The sequence below is a fragment of the Rhizobium sp. CF122 genome, from assembly GCF_000282035.1.
Taxonomy (GTDB): Bacteria; Pseudomonadota; Alphaproteobacteria; order Rhizobiales; family Rhizobiaceae; genus Rhizobium.
In genome coordinates this window covers 1-22,441 of record NZ_AKKA01000073.1, presented here as the reverse complement: position 1 = coordinate 22,441, position 22,441 = coordinate 1, and the positions used below count along the sequence as shown (strand labels likewise).

19 protein-coding genes, 1 tRNA gene and 1 riboswitch are annotated in these 22,441 nt (G+C 60.3%); of the genes, 8 read left to right on the top strand and 12 right to left on the bottom strand.

Annotated features, from left to right (window positions below; all coding sequences use genetic code 11):
- Positions 1–2: 2 nt before the first annotated feature.
- Positions 3–1,310, top strand: coding sequence for a hypothetical protein (locus PMI09_RS16185; RefSeq protein WP_007796242.1), 1,308 nt, complete (start codon positions 3–5; stop codon positions 1,308–1,310).
- Positions 1,295–3,466, top strand: a complete 2,172-nt coding sequence (locus PMI09_RS16180) for a glycosyltransferase family 2 protein (protein WP_007796240.1) — start codon at positions 1,295–1,297, stop codon at positions 3,464–3,466. Before PMI09_RS16185 ends, PMI09_RS16180 begins: the two co-directional genes overlap by 16 nt.
- A gap of 18 nt (positions 3,467–3,484) precedes the next feature.
- Here PMI09_RS16180 and PMI09_RS16175 read toward each other — a convergent pair whose 3' ends face one another.
- On the bottom strand, positions 3,485–4,579 hold the full coding sequence (locus tag PMI09_RS16175; protein WP_007796236.1) for a 2'-deoxycytidine 5'-triphosphate deaminase: 1,095 nt from the start codon (positions 4,577–4,579) through the stop codon (positions 3,485–3,487).
- A gap of 72 nt (positions 4,580–4,651) precedes the next feature.
- A riboswitch (SAM riboswitch) is annotated at positions 4,652–4,730 on the top strand.
- Positions 4,731–4,774: 44 nt separating this feature from the next.
- Here PMI09_RS16175 and PMI09_RS16170 point away from each other — a divergent pair.
- Entirely contained in the window at positions 4,775–5,959 is a 1,185-nt protein-coding gene (locus tag PMI09_RS16170; RefSeq protein ID WP_007796235.1) for an O-succinylhomoserine sulfhydrylase, read from the top strand.
- A gap of 201 nt (positions 5,960–6,160) precedes the next feature.
- The gene (gene apaG, locus PMI09_RS16165) at positions 6,161–6,553 is read left to right on the top strand and encodes a Co2+/Mg2+ efflux protein ApaG (protein WP_007796230.1); all 393 of its coding nucleotides are present in this window, start codon (positions 6,161–6,163) and stop codon (positions 6,551–6,553) included.
- On the opposite strand, the gene PMI09_RS16160 is transcribed toward apaG, so the two are convergent.
- From PMI09_RS16160 to PMI09_RS16150, 3 genes are all read right to left on the bottom strand, one after another.
- Positions 6,554–7,549 carry an Hsp33 family molecular chaperone gene (locus PMI09_RS16160; protein ID WP_007796227.1) on the bottom strand — a complete coding sequence of 332 codons (996 nt, stop codon included), beginning with the start codon at positions 7,547–7,549 and terminating at the stop codon, positions 6,554–6,556.
- A 92-nt stretch (positions 7,550–7,641) separates the two neighbouring features.
- Entirely contained in the window at positions 7,642–8,559 is a 918-nt protein-coding gene (gene argF, locus PMI09_RS16155; protein ID WP_007796225.1) for an ornithine carbamoyltransferase, read from the bottom strand.
- Positions 8,560–8,601: 42 nt separating this feature from the next.
- Complete coding sequence (locus PMI09_RS16150; RefSeq protein WP_007796223.1) at positions 8,602–9,798, bottom strand: aspartate aminotransferase family protein; 1,197 nt, start codon at positions 9,796–9,798, stop codon at positions 8,602–8,604.
- 428 nt (positions 9,799–10,226) lie between these two features.
- On the opposite strand from PMI09_RS16150, the gene PMI09_RS16145 reads away from it, so the two are divergent.
- Positions 10,227–10,760, top strand: coding sequence for a GcrA family cell cycle regulator (locus tag PMI09_RS16145; RefSeq protein ID WP_007796222.1), 534 nt, complete (start codon positions 10,227–10,229; stop codon positions 10,758–10,760).
- Between the two features lie 85 nt (positions 10,761–10,845).
- On the opposite strand, the gene phoB is transcribed toward PMI09_RS16145, so the two are convergent.
- The 7 genes from phoB to phoR all read right to left on the bottom strand — a co-directional run bounded on the left by phoB (position 10,846) and on the right by phoR (position 18,559).
- Positions 10,846–11,529, bottom strand: a complete 684-nt coding sequence (phoB, locus tag PMI09_RS16140) for a phosphate regulon transcriptional regulator PhoB (RefSeq protein WP_007529789.1) — start codon at positions 11,527–11,529, stop codon at positions 10,846–10,848.
- Positions 11,530–11,565: 36 nt separating this feature from the next.
- Positions 11,566–12,279 (bottom strand): phosphate signaling complex protein PhoU, encoded by a 714-nt coding sequence (phoU, locus tag PMI09_RS16135; protein ID WP_007796220.1) that lies wholly within the window; start codon positions 12,277–12,279, stop codon positions 11,566–11,568.
- A gap of 43 nt (positions 12,280–12,322) precedes the next feature.
- A complete protein-coding gene (pstB, locus tag PMI09_RS16130) occupies positions 12,323–13,138 on the bottom strand; it encodes a phosphate ABC transporter ATP-binding protein PstB (RefSeq protein WP_007796217.1) in 816 nt (271 codons plus the stop codon).
- A 14-nt stretch (positions 13,139–13,152) separates the two neighbouring features.
- Positions 13,153–14,475: a phosphate ABC transporter permease PstA gene (gene pstA, locus PMI09_RS16125; protein WP_007796214.1), complete on the bottom strand. Its 1,323-nt coding sequence runs from the start codon at positions 14,473–14,475 to the stop codon at positions 13,153–13,155.
- Positions 14,472–15,953 carry a phosphate ABC transporter permease subunit PstC gene (pstC, locus tag PMI09_RS16120; RefSeq protein WP_007796211.1) on the bottom strand — a complete coding sequence of 494 codons (1,482 nt, stop codon included), beginning with the start codon at positions 15,951–15,953 and terminating at the stop codon, positions 14,472–14,474. Before pstC ends, pstA begins: the two co-directional genes overlap by 4 nt.
- Positions 15,954–16,103: 150 nt before the next feature.
- On the bottom strand, positions 16,104–17,138 hold the full coding sequence (locus PMI09_RS16115) for a substrate-binding domain-containing protein (RefSeq protein ID WP_007796207.1): 1,035 nt from the start codon (positions 17,136–17,138) through the stop codon (positions 16,104–16,106).
- Between the two features lie 197 nt (positions 17,139–17,335).
- On the bottom strand, positions 17,336–18,559 hold the full coding sequence (gene phoR, locus PMI09_RS16110; protein ID WP_037083346.1) for a phosphate regulon sensor histidine kinase PhoR: 1,224 nt from the start codon (positions 18,557–18,559) through the stop codon (positions 17,336–17,338).
- A 238-nt stretch (positions 18,560–18,797) separates the two neighbouring features.
- Between phoR and ppk2 the strand changes: the two genes are divergently transcribed.
- On the top strand, positions 18,798–19,679 hold the full coding sequence (ppk2, locus tag PMI09_RS16105; RefSeq protein WP_007796202.1) for a polyphosphate kinase 2: 882 nt from the start codon (positions 18,798–18,800) through the stop codon (positions 19,677–19,679).
- Position 19,680: 1 nt separating this feature from the next.
- On the opposite strand, the gene PMI09_RS16100 is transcribed toward ppk2, so the two are convergent.
- Positions 19,681–20,868, bottom strand: a complete 1,188-nt coding sequence (locus PMI09_RS16100; protein ID WP_007796199.1) for a hypothetical protein — start codon at positions 20,866–20,868, stop codon at positions 19,681–19,683.
- Between the two features lie 256 nt (positions 20,869–21,124).
- Between PMI09_RS16100 and PMI09_RS16095 the strand changes: the two genes are divergently transcribed.
- Both PMI09_RS16095 and PMI09_RS16090 read left to right on the top strand, forming a co-directional pair.
- A complete protein-coding gene (locus PMI09_RS16095) occupies positions 21,125–22,084 on the top strand; it encodes an NAD(P)H-dependent flavin oxidoreductase (protein WP_007796198.1) in 960 nt (319 codons plus the stop codon).
- A gap of 128 nt (positions 22,085–22,212) precedes the next feature.
- Positions 22,213–22,288 (top strand) — tRNA-Thr (locus PMI09_RS16090).
- Positions 22,289–22,441 lie beyond the last annotated feature (153 nt).

Genomic DNA, 22,441 nt, shown 5'->3' with positions numbered 1-22,441 from the left:
GAATGAAGCGTGCGAAGTGGTCAATACCAAACTTGCCGGTGCTTGCGTTCGCACTTGTTGGCACTGCGCTTTTCGTCTCTTCCGCAGAGGCTGATGATGAACAACGCAGGCAGTTGGCTTGCTCGCTTTGTGACGGCTTGGCCGCACAATTGAGCGGTGAGCCGGAACAGCCTTTCATCTTTCGTAGCTTCGAGCCCGCGAACGGCGGCTCCGCGCTACACCCGGCTCTCGAAAATACGGGCTTTACCTACGACAATGCGGTCGCCTTGATGGCCCTCTACGGCTGCCAGCGAAAAAAGGAGGCGCGCCGGGTTGCCGACGCGCTTGTGGTCGCGCTGGAAACCGACCGTTACTACCACGACGGACGCCTTCGCAACGCATATCGGTCGGGACCGGTCATTCCGGGCAAGGAAGGGATGTTGCTGCCAGGTTACTGGAATGCGACCAGCAACTCCTGGATCGAGGACGGCTACCAGGTGGGCTCGGCGACGGGCAGCACCGCTTGGGGCGCGCTGGCGCTGCTGATGGCCTTTGAGGAAACAGACCAGCCGGCGTATCTCGACGCCGCCCGCAAGATCATGGACTGGATTCATCGAAGCACGGCAGATCCCCGCAAGGTCGGCTACTTCGGCGGCTACTTCGGTCACGAGCCAGCGCCTGAGCGCATGACGTGGAAATCGACCGAGCATAACTTGGACATCTATGCAGCGGACAGTTGGCTTGCCAGCCTCGACAGTGGTGGTGACTGGCAACATCGTGGCGACAGCGCCCTGCAGTTTCTGAAGGCTATGTGGAATGAAGGCGAAGGGCGCTTCTTTATTGGCAGCGCACCGGACAGCAACGCTCCGAATATCGCTATGTCGGGGCTCGACGCAGAGCTTTGGCCGCTGATTGCCGTTCCCGATTTCAAGGCCAAGGCCGGCCGTGTGATCGAGTGGACAGAAGTCCACCACGGCCTAGAAGGCGGCTTCGACTTCAATAGCGACCGCGACGGGATCTGGCTCGAAGGAACGGCACAGGCCGCACTCGTGCTTCGCCTTACCGGCCAACCGGCAAAGGCCGAGCCATTGTTCAAGACGATCGAAACTCAGCTCACGCCAGGCAACCTGATCTACGCGACAGTCAACGAACAGCTGTCGACCGGCCTTCAGGTAGGGCCGAACTCGGCGCCTGGCGACTTCAAGTATTACCGTTTGCCGCATATCGGCGCCACGGGCTGGGCCATCCTTGCCGCGCTCGATCTCAACCCCTTTGTCGGCAGCGCGGGCCAGACATCCAATGGCAAGGAGTCCCCATGTCCCCAGAAGTAGTCACGCTGTCAGATTCGATGCTGTTCGCGGCGTTGGCCATTGCGCTGATACTGGGATGCAGCTGGCTTCTCGACAGTCGCCGCGGTGTCGACCGGATTATCTTCGGTTCGATCCTCATCGTGATGTTGTCGAACTACCTATATTTTCGCCTCACGAAAACGTTGCCGGACTTCGAATGGAGCGCCTATGCCATCTGGCCAAGGATTTATCTGTCCTTCGAGCTCGTCGTCATCTTCTACACGGTCTTGTCGATCGTCTTCTTTTTCCGCCGAACCGACCATCACGGCGCGGCCGACGCCAGCGAGGCACTGCTGGCAAGACTTGCGCGACAGCCTGCCGTGGACATTTTCATCTGCACCTACAACGAAGAGCTATCGATTCTGGAGCGAACAATTCTTGCGGCAAAGGCAATCGACTACAGCAATTTCACGGTCTGGGTGCTGGACGACGGACGGCGAGATTGGCTGGAGGACTACTGCGCCGAGGTCGGTGTCCGCTATCTCAGGCGCGCGGACAATGCCGGCGCCAAGGGCGGCAATATCAACAACGCCATACGACAAACAGCGAAGGAGACCAACGCGCCCTTTATTCTGATTCTCGATGCGGATTTCGCGCCGCAGCGTGCGCTTCTGAACCGTACGGTGGGCCAGTTCATCAATACGGACATCGGCCTTATTCAGACACCGCAGTTTTATTACAACGCCGACCCTGTCCAGCATAACCTTTTGGCCTCGAAAGCTTGGGTCGATGACCAACGTATCTTCTTCGATGTCATGCAGCCGTCAAAGGATGGCTGGGGGGCCGCTTTCTGTGTCGGGACGTCGTGCGTCGTCCGTCGGGACGCCTTGGCGATGATCGGTGGCATGCCACAGGAGACGGTAACCGAGGATATCCACTTGACCTATCGCCTGCTTCAGAAGGGACTGAAGACACGCTGGCTGAACGAGCGCCTGAGCGTCGGCCTATCGGCGGAAAGCCTCTCCGGCTACATTACGCAGCGCTGCCGCTGGTGCCTTGGCACAATCCAGGTAGCGCTTCTTCGCGATGGCCCCTTCCTCGGCAAGGGCTTCACCTTCGTTCAGAGGATGCACTACTTCCACGGTCTGCTTTTCTGGTTCTGCCGCCCATTCATCCTGCTGCTGATGGCAGCACCGCTGCTCTACTACTTCCTCGGCCTGCCGGCCATCCGCATGGAGCCCGAGGCCTTCTTCCTCTACGCGCTGCCGATGGTCGCCGGCATGTGGGCATTCCACGCATGGGTCTCGGGCGGACGCAGCCTGCCGCTCTTTACCGAAGTGTCGCAAATGGTGTCAGCCGTGCCGATCACCATCGCCCTCTTCCATGCGCTTCTTCATCCATTCGGTCGCCCCTTCAAAGTGACGGCCAAGGGTGAGGACCGCGGGCGCGTCGAAATCATTTACCCGATTGCCGGGACATTCCTTTGCGTCATCGTCCTGACCTTTGTTGGGATGCTGAATGGACCGTTGCTTGGAACCTATAATGACCTCGACGGCTTCAGCGTGGCATGGGGCATGGTCGTGATGGTTTACGCTTTCGTATCACTGCTCGTCTGCATCGAACTTCCGAGAGAAGCGCTGGACGACATCCAGTTTCCCCTGGATCGCCAAGGGCATGTTGCCAGTCGCGGCAGATCCTCGGCTTGCACCCTCGATACAATATCGATCCACAAGGCAAGGATAACCATGCAGGATGAGGCCGCCTTCGCCGAAATGCGATTGGGCGATATTTTGATCTTTACGCCGTTCGCAGACTTCGATGTTGCCGGCCAGGTGGCCGCGATGGACAGGGCTCGATCAGGCGTGTCAGTGTCCATCGTCGGTATCAGGGACCGGCGGGATGCCTGGGAAATCAAGAAAACGCCGGAGGAGGTTCGCCAGAAGATGGTACAGCGGATCTTCAGTGAAATGCCGGAAGTCATGCCAAGGCGTGCGTATCCGCTCGCGGCCGGAAGAGGACTCTGGAAGCGTATGTTCGCGCGCCCATCGGTCCTTGTCGGCGATCTGGAACAGCACACGGTCACGGCCCGAACTCAGCAGGGCTCAAGACGATCCTACAGGCCGCCTCCCTTCATCACACGTCGGACACCGCTCTTGCAAATCGGCAACAGGAACGTTGCCCCACCCCTGGCCGAATAATAGCGAACGCCAGGACGCTCAGATGCGGAAGTGCTTCGAGAGCTTCAGGCCCTGGGCTTGATAATTGGAGCCGAGGCCGGAGCCGTAGAGGCTTTCTGGGTGTTCCTGCATGTGTTCGTAGACCAGGCGGCCGACGATCTGGCCGTCCTCCAGGATGAAGGGGACCTCATGGCTGCGGACCTCGAGCACGGCGCGGCTGCCGCGGCCGCCGGCAGGCGCATGGCCGAAGCCGGGGTCGAAGAAGCCCGCATAGTGCACGCGGAATTCGCCGACCAGCGGATCGAAAGGAGTCATCTCGGCCGCATAATGCGGTGGCACATGGATGGCTTCGCGGGAGACCAGGATGTAAAACTCGTCCGGATCCAGGATCAGTTCGTTGCGGCCACGGCTATAGAGCGGCTCCCAGAAGTCATAGATGTCGTGTTGTGCTTTCTTGTCGACATCGACGACGGCGGTGTGGTGCTTGCCGCGGTAGCCGATCAGGCCGTCCTTGTCGCCGGCAAGGTCGATCGACAGGGCAATCCCGCCACCCGATACATTCGGCTGCTTGCTGGCAACCAGCGTTTCAGCATCGTGCAGCGCCAGCAATTCGGGCTCGCCAAGCAAGGAGTGACCGACACGGAATCGGATCTGCGACAGGCGCGAGCCGCGACGCACGACGATCGGGAAAGTGCGTGGGCTGATCTCGAGATAGAGGGGACCAGAATAGCCGGTCGGGATCTTGTCGAACTCCTGGGCGTAGTCAGTGATGACGCGCGTGAAGATATCCAGTCGTCCCGTCGAGCTCTTCGGATTGGCCGAGGCCGACATATCGGCCGGCAGGTCGAGGCGTTCCATCAAGGGAACGATATAGACGCAGCCGGTTTCCAGCACGGCACCTTCGGAGAGGTCGACGACGTGAAGGCTCAGACGATCGAGCTTGTCGGATACGAGATGGGATGGGCCTGGCATGAAGCTCGCGCGAACGCGAAAAGCCTTGGCGCCGAGCCTGAGGTCAAGGCTTGCCGGCTGGATCTGGTCGTGATCCAAATCACGCTCGGAGCTGAGGCGCCCAGCCTCAAAGAGCGCGGCAATCGCACGATCTGCCAAAATTCCTGTTACGCGAGCCATCATGCCCCATCCATATTTGTCGCAAACAAAACCAAACTCAAGGAATTGACGCAAGCATAGAACGGCAGTATTGCAGCTTTATCCCGTGGTGATTTGGCCGGTCGGCTTGCAGCCACGTTAAACAAGTGGCTAAAAGGACCGGGTGCAAAACCGGTCTGCTTTCGCGGCCGGTTTTTTGTTGTTTGAAAGTGGTGATTCATGAGCAAGACCTGGCGCCCGGCAACCCAACTCGTCCACGACGGTTCGCTGCGCTCGCAATATGGCGAGACCTCCGAAGCAATCTACCTCACGCAGGGCTTCGTCTATGAAAGCGCGGAAGCGGCAGAAGCACGCTTCAAGGGCGAGACAGAAGGCTATATCTACGCCCGTTATGGCAGCCCGACAAACGACATGTTCGAAAAGCGCATGTGCGCACTCGAAGGCGCCGAAGAAGCCCGCGCTACGGCATCCGGCATGGCAGCCGTTACCGCCGCAATCCTCTGCCAGGTGAAGGCCGGCGACCACATCGTTGCCGCCCGCGCGCTCTTCGGCTCGTGCCGCTGGGTCGTCGAGACGCTGGCGCCGAAATACGGTGTCGAGTGTACGCTGGTCGACGGCCGCTATCTGGAGAACTGGGAAAAGGCGATCCGCCCGAACACCAAGGTGTTCTTCCTGGAGAGCCCGACCAACCCGACGCTCGAGGTGATCGATATCGCCGGCGTCGCGAAGCTCGCCAACCAGATCGGCGCCAAGGTCGTCGTCGACAACGTCTTTGCGACCCCGATTTTCCAGAAGCCGCTTGAACTCGGCGCCCATATCGTCGTCTATTCGGCCACCAAGCACATCGACGGGCAAGGCCGCAGCCTCGGCGGCGTGATCCTGTCCGACCGGGAATGGATCAACGAGAACCTACAGGACTACTACCGTCACACCGGCCCGGCGATGTCGCCGTTCACAGCCTGGACGCTGCTGAAGGGGCTGGAGACGTTGCCGCTACGCGTCAAGCAGCAGACCGAAAATGCGTCGAAGATCGCCGACTTCCTGGCCGATCAGCCCAAGGTCGCCAAGGTCATCTATCCCGGCCGTAAGGACCATCCGCAGGCCGACATAGTCGCCAAGCAGATGAAGGGCGGCTCGACGCTCGTCGCCATCGAACTGAAGGGTGGCAAGGAAGCAGCCTTCGCGCTTCAGAACGCGCTTGATATCGTCAAGATCTCCAACAATCTGGGCGACGCCAAGAGCCTGATCACGCACCCGGCGACGACGACGCACAAGAACCTGACCGACGAAGCACGCGCTGAGCTCGGCATCTCCGGCGGCACCGTTCGTCTCTCCGCCGGCATCGAGGACACGGACGATCTGATCGAGGATTTCGCCCAGGCGCTCGCCAAAGTGAAGGCCTGATCGGCCCATATCGGCCGGGTCACCCTCCGATCCGGCCGACTGCCATACGCGCTTCTGCCACACGCGAAACGGGCTAAAATTGGGCTTAGCGCGCGAAACCTCTTGCTATTGCAGGCATTAGGGAGGTGATCGCCTATCGGTTTATTGACGGATCGGCCGTCGTATAAGATACCGGTAACGTATGTTGACTATGGTGTAGGCATGTACCGCGCCCTTACACGAGACATTGAAGTCGTCGTCGAACCCTTTTATCTGGAGGAGCAATCCGATCCGGAGGACGATCGTTATGTCTGGGGCTACAAGATTGTCATCAGCAACAATTCCGACACGACCGTACGGCTAGTGAACCGCTACTGGAACATCACCGACCAGAACGGAATCGTCGATGAGGTGACGGGCGCCGGCGTTGTCGGCGAACAGCCGCGGCTTGCGCCGGGCGATACCTATGAGTATTCCTCGGGCTGCCCGCTGGATACGCCATCAGGGCTGATGTTCGGCCACTACCAGATGGAAACCGACGAAGGCGAGCTTTTCGATGTCGCAATACCCGCCTTCTCGCTGGATTCGCCAGGGCTGCTCAGAGTCCTGAACTGATCACTCAGCAGCCAGGGCCACCTCTTCCACTTCGAAGCGATAGGTCGTCGAGCAGAACTCGCAGGTGACCGAAATCGCGCCGTCTTCCTGGCTGGCATCGATTTCTTCGGCAGAGAAGCCCTTCAGCACGCCCTTGATCTTCTCGCGCGAACAGCTGCAGCGATCGAAGACCTCGCGCGGTTCGTAGACGCGAACGCCGCGCTCGTGGAACAGCCGGTAGAGCAGCCTCTCGGTGCCGACCTGCGGATCCGTCAACTCGTCGGCATCGATCGTGTCGACGAGCGAGCGGGCTTCCATCCAGGCATCGTCTTCCTTGTGGGAACCGCCGGCCGTGTCGCCGTCGCCGCCGTGAAGATCCGGCTGGCGCATGCGCTCCGGCGCTTCCGGCAGGAATTGGGCGACGAGACCCCCTGCCCGCCAGCGGTGACGCGGCTTGCCCGCTTCGTCGCGGTCGAAGAGCTCGGCAGCGGCAAGACGCACCCGCGTCGGGATCTGCTCCGATTGGCGAAAATAGGTGCCGGCAATCTCCTCGAGGGTGGCCCCGTCGAGCGCAACGATGCCCTGATAGGGCTGGGTGAATTTGCCCTGGTCAATCGTAAACGCCAGCATGCCCTTGCCGAGCAGCTGTTCAGGCTCGATCTGCCCGGTGGCGAGGGCCTTGTCGAGGAGGCCCTGGTCGAAGCGCGCATAAGCACGCACGTTCTCGGGCGTCGAGAAATCGCAAACGAGCAGGTCCACCGGGCCGTCGCCTTTGGTCTGCACCGTGAACTTGCCGTCAAATTTCAGCGACGTGCCGAGCAGCACCGTCAGCACGACGACTTCGGCAAGAAGCCTCGCGACAGGCGCGGGATAACGATGACGCTCAAGGATCGCGTCCAGCATCGGCCCGAGCTGGACGGCGCGACCACGCACATCCAGGCCTTCGACCTGAAACGGAACGACGTGATCATCGCCGGCGAAATTGAACTCGCCGAGGGCGGCTGCAGGGTCTGCCATAGTCTTCTCCTAGTCTGAGAGCGGCAGACGAGAGTGTCCATCCGCTCGCGCGGCCAACGAGCCTTCCGGCCAAACGTGGCGTCCAGTATGGTTCAGATCGCGCCCAGGCACCAAGCAAGAATCGACTTCTGCGCGTGAAGACGGTTTTCCGCTTCATCGAAGACCACGGATTGCGGGCCGTCGATCACCTCGTCCGTGACTTCCTCGCCACGATGGGCAGGCAGGCAATGCATGAACAATGCATCCTTGCCGGCCTGCGCCATCAAAGCCGAATTGACCTGATAAGGCTGGAAGACGTTGTGACCCCGGGCCCGATGTTCCTGATTCATGGAGACCCAGGTATCGGTCACCACGCAATCGACGCCGGCGACCGCACGGTCAGCATCATGGCAGAGCATGACTTCGGCGCCCTCATTGCGGGCCCAGTTCAGATAGTGATCCTTTGGCTCGGAACCAAGGGGGACCGCCATATTCATACGATAGCCGAAACGGGCAGCCCCTTCGACCAGCGAATGCAGCACGTTGTTGCCGTCACCGGTCCAGGCAATCGTCTTGCCTTTGATGGGTCCGCGATGCTCCTCGAAGGTCATGATGTCAGCCATGATCTGGCAGGGGTGCGTGTCGTCGGTCAGCGCGTTGATGACGGGAACGGTCGCATGCTCGGCCAGCTCCAGCATGCGGGCATGATCGGTGGTGCGGATCATGATCGCATCGACGTAGCGTGAGAGTACCTTCGCCGTGTCGCCGATGGTCTCGGCACGGCCAAGCTGCATTTCGGTGCCCGACAGGAACAGCGTCTCGCCGCCCAACTGGCGCATGCCGACATCGAAAGACACGCGGGTACGGGTCGAGGGCTTCTCGAAGATCATCGCCAGCATTTTGCCGGCGAGCGGCTTGTCACCCTGCCCGGCCTTGAAGGCCTGCTTGCGGGAGATGGCGTCATTCATGATGAGCCGCAGGTCGGATGACGCGACGGCGGAGAGATCGAGGAAGTGTTTGGGGGAAGCCATTGTCTTTACCTATCACGCCCGCCGTCCGGCAGGCATTATCCATTAAGCCGTCTTCTTGACCTTCGAAGCGCGCACGCTTTCGGCAGCGCGTTCTAGGCGGGCAAGGCCCTCACGGGCTTCGTCAGCGGTGACGACCAGAGGCGGCAGAAGACGAATAACGTTGTCGCCTGCGGGAACACCGAGCAGATGGGCGTCACGGATTGCCTGCAGCAGCTCGGAAGACGGCACGGCAGCCTTGACGCCGAGCAGCAGTCCCTCGCCGCGAACGTCCTCGATGATATCAGGATAGCGATCCTTGAGCGAGGCCAAGCCCTGACGGAAAACCAGCGAGACGTCGCGCACTTGCTGCAGGAAGCCGTCTGCGAGGATCACGTCGAGCACGGCACTGCCCACAGCCATGGCAAGCGGATTGCCGCCATAGGTGGAGCCATGTGTGCCAGCCTTCATGCCGGAAGCGGCCTCAGCCGTGGCAAGGCAGGCGCCGAGCGGGAAGCCGCCGCCGATGCCCTTGGCGACTGCCATGATGTCGGGGGTGGCGCCGGACCATTCATGTGCGAAGAGCCTGCCGGTGCGACCCATGCCGGTCTGCACTTCGTCGAAGATCAGCAGCAAGCCGTGCTCGTCGCAGATCGCACGAAGCGCCTTCAGGAACTCGTTGGCCGCCGCACGGACGCCACCCTCGCCCTGAACAGGCTCTATGAGGATCGCGGCCGTCTCGCTGGTGATGGCGCTGCGAACGGCATCGAGATCGCCGAACGGAACCTGATCGAAGCCAGGCGCCTTCGGGCCGAAGCCTTCGAGGTACTTCTCTTGGCCACCGGCAGCAATCGTCGCCAGCGTACGACCATGGAAGGCACCTTCAAAGGTGATGATATGAAACCGCTCGGGATGGCCCTTTGAGAACTGATAGCGGCGCGCGGTCTTGATCGCGCATTCCAGGGCTTCTGCGCCGGAGTTCGTAAAGAACACCTTGTCGGCGAAGGTCGCCTCGGTCAGCCGCTTCGCGAGCGTTTCCTGACCCGGGATCTCGTAGATATTGGACAGGTGCCAGACCTTGTCGGCCTGCTCTTTCAGCGCGCCTACCACATGCGGATGGCCGTGGCCGACGGAGGTGACGGCAACGCCTGCGCCGAAATCAAGATATCGCTCGCCCGTTTCGGTGATCAGCCATACGCCCTCGCCTCGCTCGAACCGCAGCGGGGCACGAGAGTAGGTATCGTAAAGCGCGGCTTCAGCCATGGCGCGATCTCCTGTCATTGACCACAAGCGGCCGGACTCCGGCTAAGGAAAGCGGGTCCGGAAAATTAAAAATGCCGCCTTTCGGCGGCGAGCAGCACTATTTACTTTTCGCACTGCAATGTCAACAAAACTGAGGTTTTCCTGCATGCGTCAAGCCGCCATCCGGAGGCGCTGGAGCTATCAACAACTAATGTTGCAGAAATGACTCTCTCGCCCAGCAAGTTGGGGAAAACTTGAAATTCGATTCGCCGAGATTCAACCGACTCTTGTCACGGAGTCAGCCTCACACTAGGTTAAAACTCAATTACTAGACTGCATGCGGCGGAACTAGTCACCAAAATCGAGCAAGCGTTTCTTGCCTCGGATACGTCCGGGGCAATGGTGAGGGATTCTGCCTACACCAACGCTAATAAGGCGGAGACAGGGGCATGAACTGGACAGACGAGCGCGTTGAAAAACTGAAGAAGCTGTGGTCCGAGGGCCTGAGCGCCAGCCAGATCGCAGCGCAACTTGGCGGTGTAAGCCGTAACGCCGTCATTGGCAAAGTCCACCGTTTGAGTTTGCCCGGCCGCGCCAAGGCCGGAGGCTCGACGACCACTGTCAGAACGCCCAAGCGCACGACATCCGCGCCGCGCGCTCCGAACTATGCATCTCGCGTCACCACGCGCACCGTCACCCGCCAGCAGGGTGCGACGATGCTCAAGGAAGAGATCGAAATCGATGCCATCGCGGAAATCAGCTACCGTCCGGCCGCAAACGTCGTCGTTCCGATTTCTCGCCGCCTCGGCCTGACGGAACTGACCGAGCGCACCTGCAAGTGGCCGGTCGGCGATCCGCTGAAGGACGACTTCCACTTCTGCGGCTGCGAATCCCCAGACTCCTCCCCTTACTGCACCTATCACCAGCGCATGGCCTATCAGCCGGTCAACGAGCGCCGCAAGGCCGCCAACCGGGTCGCCTGACCCGGAAGCCGGATAAGGAACAAAGAAAACGGGCCCTCGCGGGCCCGTTTTTCGTTGGACGGTGTGGATGCCTCTCAGGAGAGCTTTAGGCTTCCATGGAATAGCCGGCACCGCGAACGGTGCGGATGACATCCTGCATGTTGGAGAAGTTCAGCGCCTTGCGCAGACGCCCGACATGAACGTCGACGGTACGCTCGTCGACATAGATGTCATGACCCCAGACGCCGTCGAGCAGCTGGGAGCGCGAGAAGACACGGCCAGGGGATGCCATCAGGAACTCGAGAAGCCGGAATTCGGTCGGACCGAGGCGGACTTCGCGGCTCTTGCGATGAACGCGGTGTGTCTCGCGGTCAAGCTCGATGTCGCCGCACTTCAGCAGCGTGGAAAGTACCTCCGGCTTGGCACGACGAAGCATCGCCTTGACGCGGGCGACGAGCTCCGGCGTCGAGAACGGCTTGACGACGTAGTCGTCGGCGCCGGTGGAGAGGCCGCGAACACGCTCACTCTCCTCGCCGCGGGCTGTCAGCATGATGATCGGCAGGCGCTCCGTTTCCGGCCGCATGCGCAGGCGACGGCAGAGCTCGATGCCTGATACGCCCGGCAGCATCCAATCGAGGATCAGAAGGTCCGGCGTGCGTTCCTGCAGCCGGATCTCGGCCTCGTCGCCGCGCAGGATTGTGTCGACCTCAAAGCCTTCAGCCTCAAGGTTATAGCGAAGAAGCACGCTCAGTGCTTCTTCATCTTCAACGACAGCTACTTTTGGTATCATTCGTTTCGGTCTCCTGGGGGCGCGGTCGCGGAACGATTATTCCGTAACGGCGCCGACGGTGTTGGCGGTATCGTCCTTCGGACGTTCGCCTTCCGGCTGAGCGCCGGTGGCCATGTAATAGATGGTTTCGGCAATGTTGGTGGCGTGGTCGCCGATACGCTCGATGTTCTTGGCGCAGAACAGAAGATGCGTGCAGCTGGTGATGTTGCGCGGATCTTCCATCATGTAGGTGAGCATCTCGCGGAACAGCGAGGTGTACATCGCGTCGATTTCCTCGTCGCGCTCACGGATCGACTTTGCCTTGTCGGCAGCACGGCTCGTATAGACGTCGAGCACTTCCTTGAGCTGGACAAGCGCCAGTTCGGAAAGGTGCTCGAGGCCGCGGGCGAGCTTGCGCGGCACGCCGGCGCTCTGGACCGCGATGACGCGCTTGGCGGTGTTCTTGCCGAGATCGCCGACGCGCTCGAGATCGGCCGCAATGCGGATCGAACCCATGATCTCGCGAAGGTCGGCCGCCATCGGCTGGCGACGGGCGATGGTCACGATCGCCTTGTCCCCGATCTCGCGTTCAGCGTGGTCAAGGATCACGTCGTCGGAGATGACCTTCTGGGCCAGGGCCGTATCGCCGTTGACGAGAGCGCGAACGGCATCCGAAACCATCTGCTCGGCAAGGCCGCCCATTTCCGAAATACGGCGGGACAGGAATTTCAGATCGTCGTCGTAGGCAGAAAAGATATGTGTCGATGCCATAGGGCTCATCCTTGAGTATGGTGAGGGTTGCCGACGCCGGCGATCAACCGAAGCGACCCATGATGTAGTCCTGGGTGCGCGGATCGTCCGGGTTGGTGAACATCTTGTCGGTATCGTTCTCTTCGACGAGGTTGCCGAGGTGGAACATGGCCGTGCGCTGCGAAACACGGGCGGCCTGCTGCATCGAGTGCGTCACGATGACGATCGTGTAGTTCTCGCGAAGCTCGTGGATCAGTTCCTCGACCTTTGCCGTCGCAATCGGATCGAGTGCCGAGCATGGCTCGTCCATCAGGATCACTTCAGGGCTCACCGCAACAGCGCGGGCGATGCAAAGGCGCTGCTGCTGGCCTCCGGAAAGACCAGTGCCGGCTTCATGAACGCGATCCTTCACCTCGTTCCACAGGCCGGCGCGCTGCAGGCTGAGTTCGACGATCTGGTCCATGTCGGCCTTCGACTTGGCGAGACCGTGGATGCGCGGGCCGTAGGCGACGTTCTCGTAGATCGTCTTCGGGAACGGGTTCGGCTTCTGGAACACCATGCCGACGCGGGCACGGAGCTCCACGACGTCGATGTCAGGATCATAGATATCATCACCATCGAGCGTGATCTTGCCGGTGACGCGGCAACCGTCGATCGTGTCGTTCATACGATTCAGGCTGCGCAGGAAGGTAGACTTGCCGCAACCTGACGGGCCGATCAGCGCCGTCACCGTGTTTTCGCGAATGTTCAGCTTCACGTCGAAGAGCGCGCGCTTCTCGCCGTAGTAAACCGAGACGTCCTGGCCGATCATCTTATAGGGAACGGTATTCATCTTCTGATCCAGAGCCTTCTCAACTGCTGCTTCCGTCAACATGTTCATAATGTCTACTCCGTTTACCAGCGGCGCTCAAAGCGACGACGCAAGAGAATGGCTCCGAGGTTCATGACGATCAGGAACAGGAGCAGGACGATGATAGCGCCAGAGGTACGCTCGACGAAGGCGCGCTCGGCTTCGTTGGCCCACATGTAGACCTGCACCGGCAGAGCCGTCGACGGATCGAGCGGAGTGCTCGGTGCATTGGCCACGAAGGCGACCATGCCGATGAGGAGCAGCGGTGCGGTCTCGCCAAGCGCGTGCGCCAGGCCGATGATCGTGCCGGTGAGAATACCCGGCATGGCCAGCGGCAGCACATGATGGAACACCATCTGCATCTTCGAAGCGCCGAGGCCGAGAGCAGCCGCCCGGATCGACGGCGGCACTGCGCGAAGCGCTGCGCGGGTCGCGATGATAATCGTCGGCAAGGTCATCAGCGTCAGCACCAGACCGCCGACCAGCGATGCGGAACGCGGCAGGCCGGCGAAGTTGATGAAGACGGCGAGGCCGAGCAGACCATAGACGATCGAGGGAACGGCTGCGAGGTTGTTGATGTTGACCTCGATCAGGTCCGTTAGCTTGTTCTTCGGTGCAAATTCTTCGAGGTAGATCGAAGCGGCAACACCGATCGGCAGCGAAAGTACGAGCACGATCAACATCAGGTAAAGCGAGCCGATCAGGGCGACGCCGAGACCGGCGGCCTCGGGACGGCTGGAGTTGCCGTTGACGAAGAGCCCGGTGTTGAACGTCTTGTGCAACGTCCCGCTTTCCGCCAGCCGGTTCATCCAGCCAACCTGCCTGTCGTTCACCTTGCGGTTCTTCTCGTCCACCTTCAGATCGATCTGACCCTTGTTGGCGGAGTCGATGTTGGCGTCGGCAAGCAGCGTCACATTGACCGTCTTGCCGATCAGCGATGGATCGGCGATGACCATGTCGCGCAACCGGATGGGCGCTCCCTTGGAAATCATCGCGGTCGCGTCACGGACCTCTGGACGGCTCGACGCATTGAGGTTCAGCGCCTTGATCATCGCGTCACGGATGAGCACGGGATAGTTGGCGGCAACCAGCACCGACGGATCGGTGGCGCGCTTGTTGTTCGGGTCGATCGTCTTCTCGCTGAACTCGATCGGCAGCGTGATCGCCGTCTGCTGGAAGGCCGTGTAGCCCTTGCTGATGACGCTCGTGAGCAGGATCGCCAGAAAGATCAGGCCGAAGGAGATTGCCGCGACGCCATAGGCGCGGAAGCGGCGTTCGGCGGCATAGCGGCGCTTGAGGCCGATATCGCGGCGTTCGGGTGCCTTGGAGACAACGACACCCTGAACCGGAGAAACAATATCCGTCATTCGTACTGCTCCCGGTATTTGCGCACGATGTAGAGCGCGTAGATGTTGAGGCAAAGCGTGATGAAAAACAGCGTGATGCCCAAAGCAAAGGCAACAAGCGTCTGCGGCGACGTAAATTCGAGGTCGCCAGTCAGCTGGTTGACGATCTTGACCGTCACCGTCGTCATCGGCTCGAACGGGTTGATCTGGATGCGGGCGGCAACACCTGCCGCAAGCACGACGATCATCGTTTCGCCGACGGCGCGCGAGGCGGTCATCAGCAGCGCGCCGACGATGCCGGGAAGCGCTGCGGGAAGCACGACCTTCTTGATCGTTTCCGAGCGCGTGGCGCCGAGACCGAGCGAACCATCCCGCAGGGCGCGCGGGACTGCGGTGATAATATCGTCAGACAGGGACGAAACATACGGGATCAGCATGATGCCCATGACGATACCGGCGGTCAGAACGCTCTGCGCCTGAATGAAGTTCGCATAGTTGCCGGTCAGGAGGCCGTTGACCTGCGAGGAAAGGTCGCGGAGGAAGGGGCCGACGGTGACAAGAGCGAAGAAGCCATAGACGATCGTCGGAATACCGGCGAGAACTTCGAGCAGCGGCTTTGCAATCGAGCGGACCTTGGGAGCGGCATACTCCGCCATGTAGATCGCGGCGAACAAGCCGACCGGCACCGCGACGAGCATCGCCACGAAGCCAATGTAGAGCGTGCCGAGCAACAGCGGGATCAGGCCGAATTGCCCGAAGGACGAGCTGCCGGCACCGGCAAAGCGCGGATCCCAGACCGTTCCGAAGAAGAAGTCTGCGGCAGGAACGGTCGCGAAGAAGTGGGCGGCTTCCGTCAGCATCGACAGAACGATACCGATCGTCGTCAGAATGGCGATCGACGACGCCAGAAGCAGGCCCCAGAGCATGACGCGTTCGACGCGGTTTCGCGCACGGAACCGCGGTGCGACTTCGCGAAGCGCATAAAATGCGCCAGCAACGGCAAGAACGAGAACCAGCGCCGTCATGACGAGGCGGCTGGAGCCGGATTCCGCGTTAAGCATCTGCGCCGCATCGATCATGTAGGGCTGTGGCTGACCAGCAAGCGGAACACCCTTCGCAGCAAGCTTTGCCTGGAGGCCAGCCGGATCGCTGGCAGCACCGCTGATCTCCTCCGGAGCGAGCAGCGGCAAGCCGCGCGCAATGGCGTTGACCATGCCGTAGTTCAAATTCTGCTGCGCAGCGGGCTGCGCCTTGATGTCGTCCGGAAACGATCCGCGGACGGAGGCTTCAATGATCGAAGGGCTGATTGCCAACCAGGCGCACAGCACGATCAGTGCCGGCAGGATTGTCCAGATCGCCGCATAGGCGCCATAGTAACCCGGTCGTGAATGCAACGCAGAGGACTTGCCTTTGACAAGTGCCGTAGCGCGGCTGCGGGCTGCCAGAAAGGCAGCGGCGCCCAGCACCACGAGGCACAGGAGTATGACGGATGTGCTCATTCGTAAGGTCCCCAGGCCCTTTGACCCCAAAAAGCGGAAACGGCAGGCGGACCGATCCGGCTCTCAAACTTGGAGAAGTTCAAACCCCGTCCCCAACTGGCGGAACAAGGCAATGCCGGCGCGATCTGGTGATCGCGCCGGCAAAGGTCATTACATGGTCTTGCCGTCTTCAACGCCCTTGCGGATCGCGTCGCGCTCTGCGTCCGGAGCAGCAACGAGGCCGTATTCAGCGAGCGGGCCGTCGGGGCCGATCATCTGGTCGGAAACGAAGAAGTTGACGTATTCCTTGAGACCCGGGATGACGCCGAGGTGTGCCTTCTTGACGTAAAAGAACAGCGGACGGGAAACCGGGTACGTGCCGTTCGCGATGGTTTCGGTCGACGGAACGATACCGTTGACGCTCGCAACCTTCAGCTTGTCAGCATTGTTTTCATAGAAGGAAAGGCCGAAGACGCCAACGCCGGTCTTGTTGGCAGCGATGCGCGCCAGCGTTTCCGGATAGTCGCCGTCGATGTCGACAGCAGCGCCGTCCTTACGGACTGCGACGCAAGCCTTGGTCTGAGCAGCCTTGTCGGTGATTTCCTTGGCGATCACGTCGAGAGCGCCGGAGGCCTTGCAGCCTGCTGCGAGAACGTTCTGTTCGAAGACTTCGCGCGTGCCGTGCTTTTCGCCCGGGATGTAGGCAGCGATGTCAACAGCCGGGAGCTTCGGATTAACTTCCGACCACTTCTTGTACGGGTTGTTGACGAGCTTGCCGTCAACGACAACCTGAGCGGCCAAAGCCTTGTAGATGTCGGCCGGGACGTAGGCAACGTCCGGGTTGGACGAGTCGGTTGCGAAGACGATACCGTCGTAACCGATCTTGACTTCCTGGATGTCGGTTACGCCGGCTGCCTTGCAGGCGTCCAGTTCCTTGGCGTTGATCGGACGCGAAGCGTTGGCAACGTCGATGCTATCAGGGCCGACGCCCTTGCAGAATTCCTTGAGGCCAGCGCCCGTGCCGCCGGATTCAACGACCGGCGTCTTGAAGTCCTTGAAGGTTTCGCCGAAGGTTTCGGCAACGATCTTGGCGTAAGGCAGGACGGTGGACGAGCCAGCAACCTGAACCTGGTCGCGAGCAACGGCCGCGCCAGCGAAAGCGGCGGAAGCGGCAAGTGCTGCGACCGTGAGTTTAAAAGCGTTCATAACAATCTCCCGGGCATATAGCGGTCTGAGTGCGGCCTTGAGCGGCCCTTGGCGGTGCCGTCTGTCAGCGGCCCGCTCTCTTTAGCCTCTGATGGCTAGAGCTTTTATGTCATTTTGACGAAACATTTGTGACAGGTTAAAGATCTGAATTTATTGATAAAAATTCTATTGCAATAGCAAACGTTTACAGTTTTATGTCAAAACCGCACGGTGAAGCTCGTCCCCTTCCCGACTTCCGACTTGACGATGAGGCGCGCCCGGTGTCGCGTCAGGATGTGCTTGACGATAGCAAGGCCCAACCCCGTGCCCTTCTTCGAGCGGCTATCCTCGATGCTCACGCGGTAGAATCGCTCCGTCAGGCGCGGCACGTGCTCGGCTGGAATGCCCGGTCCCTTGTCGACCACGGTAACTTCCACCGGCTCGCCCTGACCGTTCTTAAGGAAGACATCAACGGTCTTGCCCTCCTGCCCATATTTGCAGGCATTTTCTATGAGGTTTTCAAAGACCTGAACCAGCTCATCACGGTCGCCAAGCACCTCTGCTTTGCCCTGCGGAAGATGCAAAGCGATCTCGACCCCGACGTCATTTGCAAGAGGCACCAGCGAATCCCTGACGTGCCCGAGCAAAGGAACCAGATCGACTTTTTCGTCCGGGGCGATATGAGACTTCAGTTCCAGCCTCGAAAGGGACAGCAGGTCGTCCACGAGGCGGCTCATGCGGGTAGCCTGATCCAGCATGATGCCGAGAAAGCGCTCCTGCGCCTTCGCGTCGTTCTTTGCCGGTCCCTGAATGGTCTCGATAAAGCCGCGCAGGGACGCAAGCGGCGTGCGCAACTCATGGCTGGCATTAGCGACGAAGTCGGAACGCATGCGGTCGATGCGGCGGACTTCGGATATATCCCGAAAAGAAACCACGAAGAAACGCTCATCAGCAGGCTGCTGCCCGTCAAGATCCACAGGCGCGCTGCGGACGATGTAAACACGCTCGGATGGCAGGCGTTCGGAGTGCTCGATCTGGTTCGGTGCATTGGTCGCGATCGTTTCACTGATGATGTCGAGGACGCCAGGCGAGCGCAGGCGCGCGGAAATATGGGCACCAATCGTGGCCTCGCCAAACGCCTTTTCGGCTGCATGGTTCTGGTAAAGTACCGAGGCATCATCGGAAAGCACCATGACCGGGATATCGAGCGCCGCTAGCGTCGCGGTAACTTCGACCAGGCGGCTGGCGGGGAGGTCGATAGTCTCGGGAACAGGTTCTGGCGTGACGTCTCGGATGATCGGAACCGAGTGCCATAAAGCGGTAACGATCATCAGCAACAGAAAACCGAGCACGACCCACTTGTTCGCGCCTGCGGCAAGCGCGATCAGTGCGATCAGTAGCGCCACGAGCAGGACGGGGCACTCCTGCCGAATGCGCAAAATCAGGCTTCGTGTCCATGGCGTCTCGTCTTGCAACTGCCCCTCGCGATTTCGACTCGTACTTCTATCTTCAAACTCTGCCTGATAGCCGTGAATCATGACAGAAGTTTTCGGCTGCAGCCAGCAGACGCAAAAGCCATGATGGGAACGCACAGGAATTTCGGCAAACTGCAAGACATTTGATTTTTAACGAGAAATATGGTCGCCTGTGTTCAACAAAACTCAGAGCGGGGAGAACGCCATGGCCGATGATGTCGAGAGCAGAGCCGTCGAACTGGACATCCGCGGAAAGAAGCGCGTCTTCGATGTCGACGATCCCGTGCTGCCGGACTGGGTTGACGAGGCCGCTTTGCAATCCGGCGGCTATCCCTACGACAAAAAGCTCAAGGAAGAGGAATACCTTGAGGAACTGGAGAGGCTGCAGATCGAGCTAGTGAAGGTGCAGTTCTGGCTGCAGGCCACCGGCAAGCGCGTCATGGCGCTTTTCGAGGGGCGAGACGCGGCCGGCAAGGGCGGTGCGATTTCCGCCTCGTCAGCGCACATGAATCCCCGTCTTATCCGCGTCGTCGCCTTGACCAAGCCTACCGAGCGCGAAGCCGGGCAATGGTATTTCCAGCGCTACATCGCGCAGTTCCCGACAGCCGGAGAATTCGTTCTCTTCGACCGGTCCTGGTACAACCGCGCCGGTGTCGAGCCCGTCATGGGCTTCTGCACGCCCAAGCAGTATGAAGACTTCCTGAACCAGGCGCCCCTGCTCGAGAAGGTGATTGCCCACGAGGGTATCTTCTTCTTCAAGTTCTACCTCGATATCGGCCGCGAGATGCAGCTGAAGCGCTTCCACGATCGACGCCACGACCCGCTCAAAGTCTGGAAACTATCATCGATGGATATAGCGGCACTGACGAAATGGGGCGACTATAGCGAGAAACGCCACCGGATGCTGAAGGAGACCCATACGGAATTCGCACCATGGACGGTCATTCATGCCAACGACAAGCGCCGGGCCCGGCTGAACCTCATTCGGCACATGCTGAAAACGATGGACTACGACGGAAAGGACAAAGATGCGGTCGGTAAGCTCGACGAAAAGATCATCGGTTCAGGTCCCGGCTTCCTGAAATAGCCTACTGTCCCGGGAGGATCCGCACGGCGTAGAGGTTGATGCCGCGCGCCTTGCCGTCCACGTCGCTGTTGATGATCAGACTACCGGCAGAGTTCGGCGCCAGCGATCGATCGAAGCGGACCTGAAGCAACACATCCGACTTCTGCCGGGTGACGGAGAAGCGATGCCGGGAGCAGTCGCCGAGTGACTGGAAATCGCATTCCACCGTAATCTGAGTCGGCTCATCGGAGGTGGATTGCAGCGTGATGGCAATCGTCGAGGACTTGCCGGCCAGTTGCTGTAGCACATCGGACGGAACGCTGATGCCGACATTGCCGTCGGCGCCGCTGCTCTGCGAGATCAGGCGCACCGCCGGGCCATCGTTTTCGGCGACCTTCTGGATCTGAGATTGTGGGCCGGCATTGATCTTATCCACGTCGGACGGCGTGAAAACCTCGATCCAGTCGGCAGAAAACGAATTTTGAGGATCGATCGCAACTGGTGCCGCATTGCCACCTGCGGCAGCATTGCCGTTGCCGTCGTCGGCACCATTGAAATCTTCCGGCTGGGTACTCGCCGGCGGATTGGCGACGCTTGTATCTCGCTCTGCGGCGCTCTTCAGCAAGCCCGAAGAGTACACCCACCAGGCCCCCATGCCGATGAAGGCGAGAAGCACGCAGGCGACCAGCAGCCGGGAGAAGAACTTGCGAGGTCTACGGCGAACGGCCGCGCGCTCCGGCCGGAAGTCCATCTGGGCCGACTTTCGTTCCGCGACCGGCGCCTCGGCAGCCGGCGCGACGCCTAGATGATCACCGCTGCCGGCATGGACGCCAGCGAGGCTGGATTCGTCGTCGAAGCGTGGGTCCGTGATCGAATGCTCGCGGGTCTCTCCGCCGATCGAAACGCTCGTCGCCTCGTCCGCTGCCACATGGGCAACAGGCTCGTGTATTTCCACCACGGGTGGAACAGGAACCTCCGGCGGTCCCTGGCGCGGATGAAGACGCTCGCGCTCCTCCGCTTCGATCATGTGAATCGTCGTTTCGAGCCGGTGGCGGTGATAGGCAACCGCTTCCGTGTCGGTGATGTCCTGCTTGCGAAGACCGGCTTCGAGAGCCTGACGCGCGGACTGGTAAATCTTTGCACGGACTTCGGGATTGTCGCGATCGGCATTGCTGAGCGCCGTTCTGATAGCCGTTTCTAATCCGCTCACGTCCGGTCCTTTATTCTGAGACTGGGCCTGTCCTTAACACTTCGTAAATGCGGTAACCGCTGCCACGGCAAATCGCAAGCCTCCGCCATGTCTGCAATCCGCATCGGCGGGGGAAAACGCAGGGTTGCCGTACGCCATCCTATGTTCTTGCAAAGAATAGCCGATATTTGTGGAATCGATAGAGCGAGCTTTTCCTCCGACAAAGTCTCTGCTATCACATTGACGTTTTCGTAAACGTCAATTCTTATGGTGTCCCATGGCCCTACCCCCGATCCTGACCCAAGATCTCAGATTGCCGGTCGTCGCCTCGCCGCTCTTCATCATTTCGCACCCGGCGCTGACGCTGGCGCAATGCAAGGCCGGAATCGTCGGCGCCTTTCCGGCATTGAATGCGCGACCGGAGAGCCAGCTCGACGAATGGCTTGCCATGATCACCGAGGATCTCGCCGCACACAACACCGCAAACCCTGGACGCCCGGCTGCCCCGTTTGCTGTCAACCAGATCGTCCACATGTCGAATAAACGGCTGGAGCACGATCTCAGGCTCTGCGTCAAATACAAGGTGCCTGTTGTCATCTCGTCGCTCGGCGCCGTACCGGAGGTGAACGCCGCCGTGCATTCCTACGGCGGGATCGTGCTCCACGACGTCATCAATAACCGGCATGCGAACTCGGCCATCCGCAAGGGTGCTGACGGGCTAATCGCCGTCGCAGCCGGTGCCGGCGGCCATGCCGGCACGCTTTCGCCCTTTGCGCTTGTCCAGGAAATCCGCGAATGGTTCGACGGGCCGCTGCTGCTTGCCGGCGCGATTGCCAATGGCGGCGCCATCCTCGCGGCGCAGGCGATGGGAGCCGACATGGCCTATGTAGGCACTCCCTTCATCGCCACCGAAGAGGCGCGCGCCTCGGAAGCCTACAAGCAGGCGATTGTCGACGGCATGGCGAACGACATTGTCTATTCTAACTACTTCACCGGGGTGCATGGCAATTATCTCAAGCCGTCGGTCAGGGCCGTCGGCCTCGACCCCGACAACCTGCCGGTTGCGGATCCCTCGAAAATGGATTTCGAACAGGCCGTCGGCGGCGCCAAGGCCTGGAAGGACATCTGGGGCAGCGGACAAGGCATCGGTGCCATCAAGGGGATCGAACCCGTCGGCAAGCTTGTCGATCGGCTGGAGGCCGAGTATAAAGCCGCCCGGACGCGGCTGTCGCTCTAGGGGCTGGCCGCAGATTTCCACAGCGCCCTTCTTTTTTACCGAAGAGATGACAGGGCGCTTGAAATCTTCAAACAATGCCTGTATCAGCGCCATGCAAATCGTGGGCCGCATCGTTCGGCCACAGAGTTGCCGCTTTAGCTCAGTCGGTAGAGCACATCATTCGTAATGATGGGGTCACGTGTTCGAGTCACGTAAGCGGCACCATTCTACTCCTTCCCATTTGAAATTATGCGCATCGCACGCGCTTGCGAACCACAGTCGGATGACAGCGGTAGCGCTCTAGGTGCCCGATCGTCGGCACCACCCCGGTCTCCGAGGTCTGCACTGTTCGATACGCTACTCCTCCCTGAATGCCTT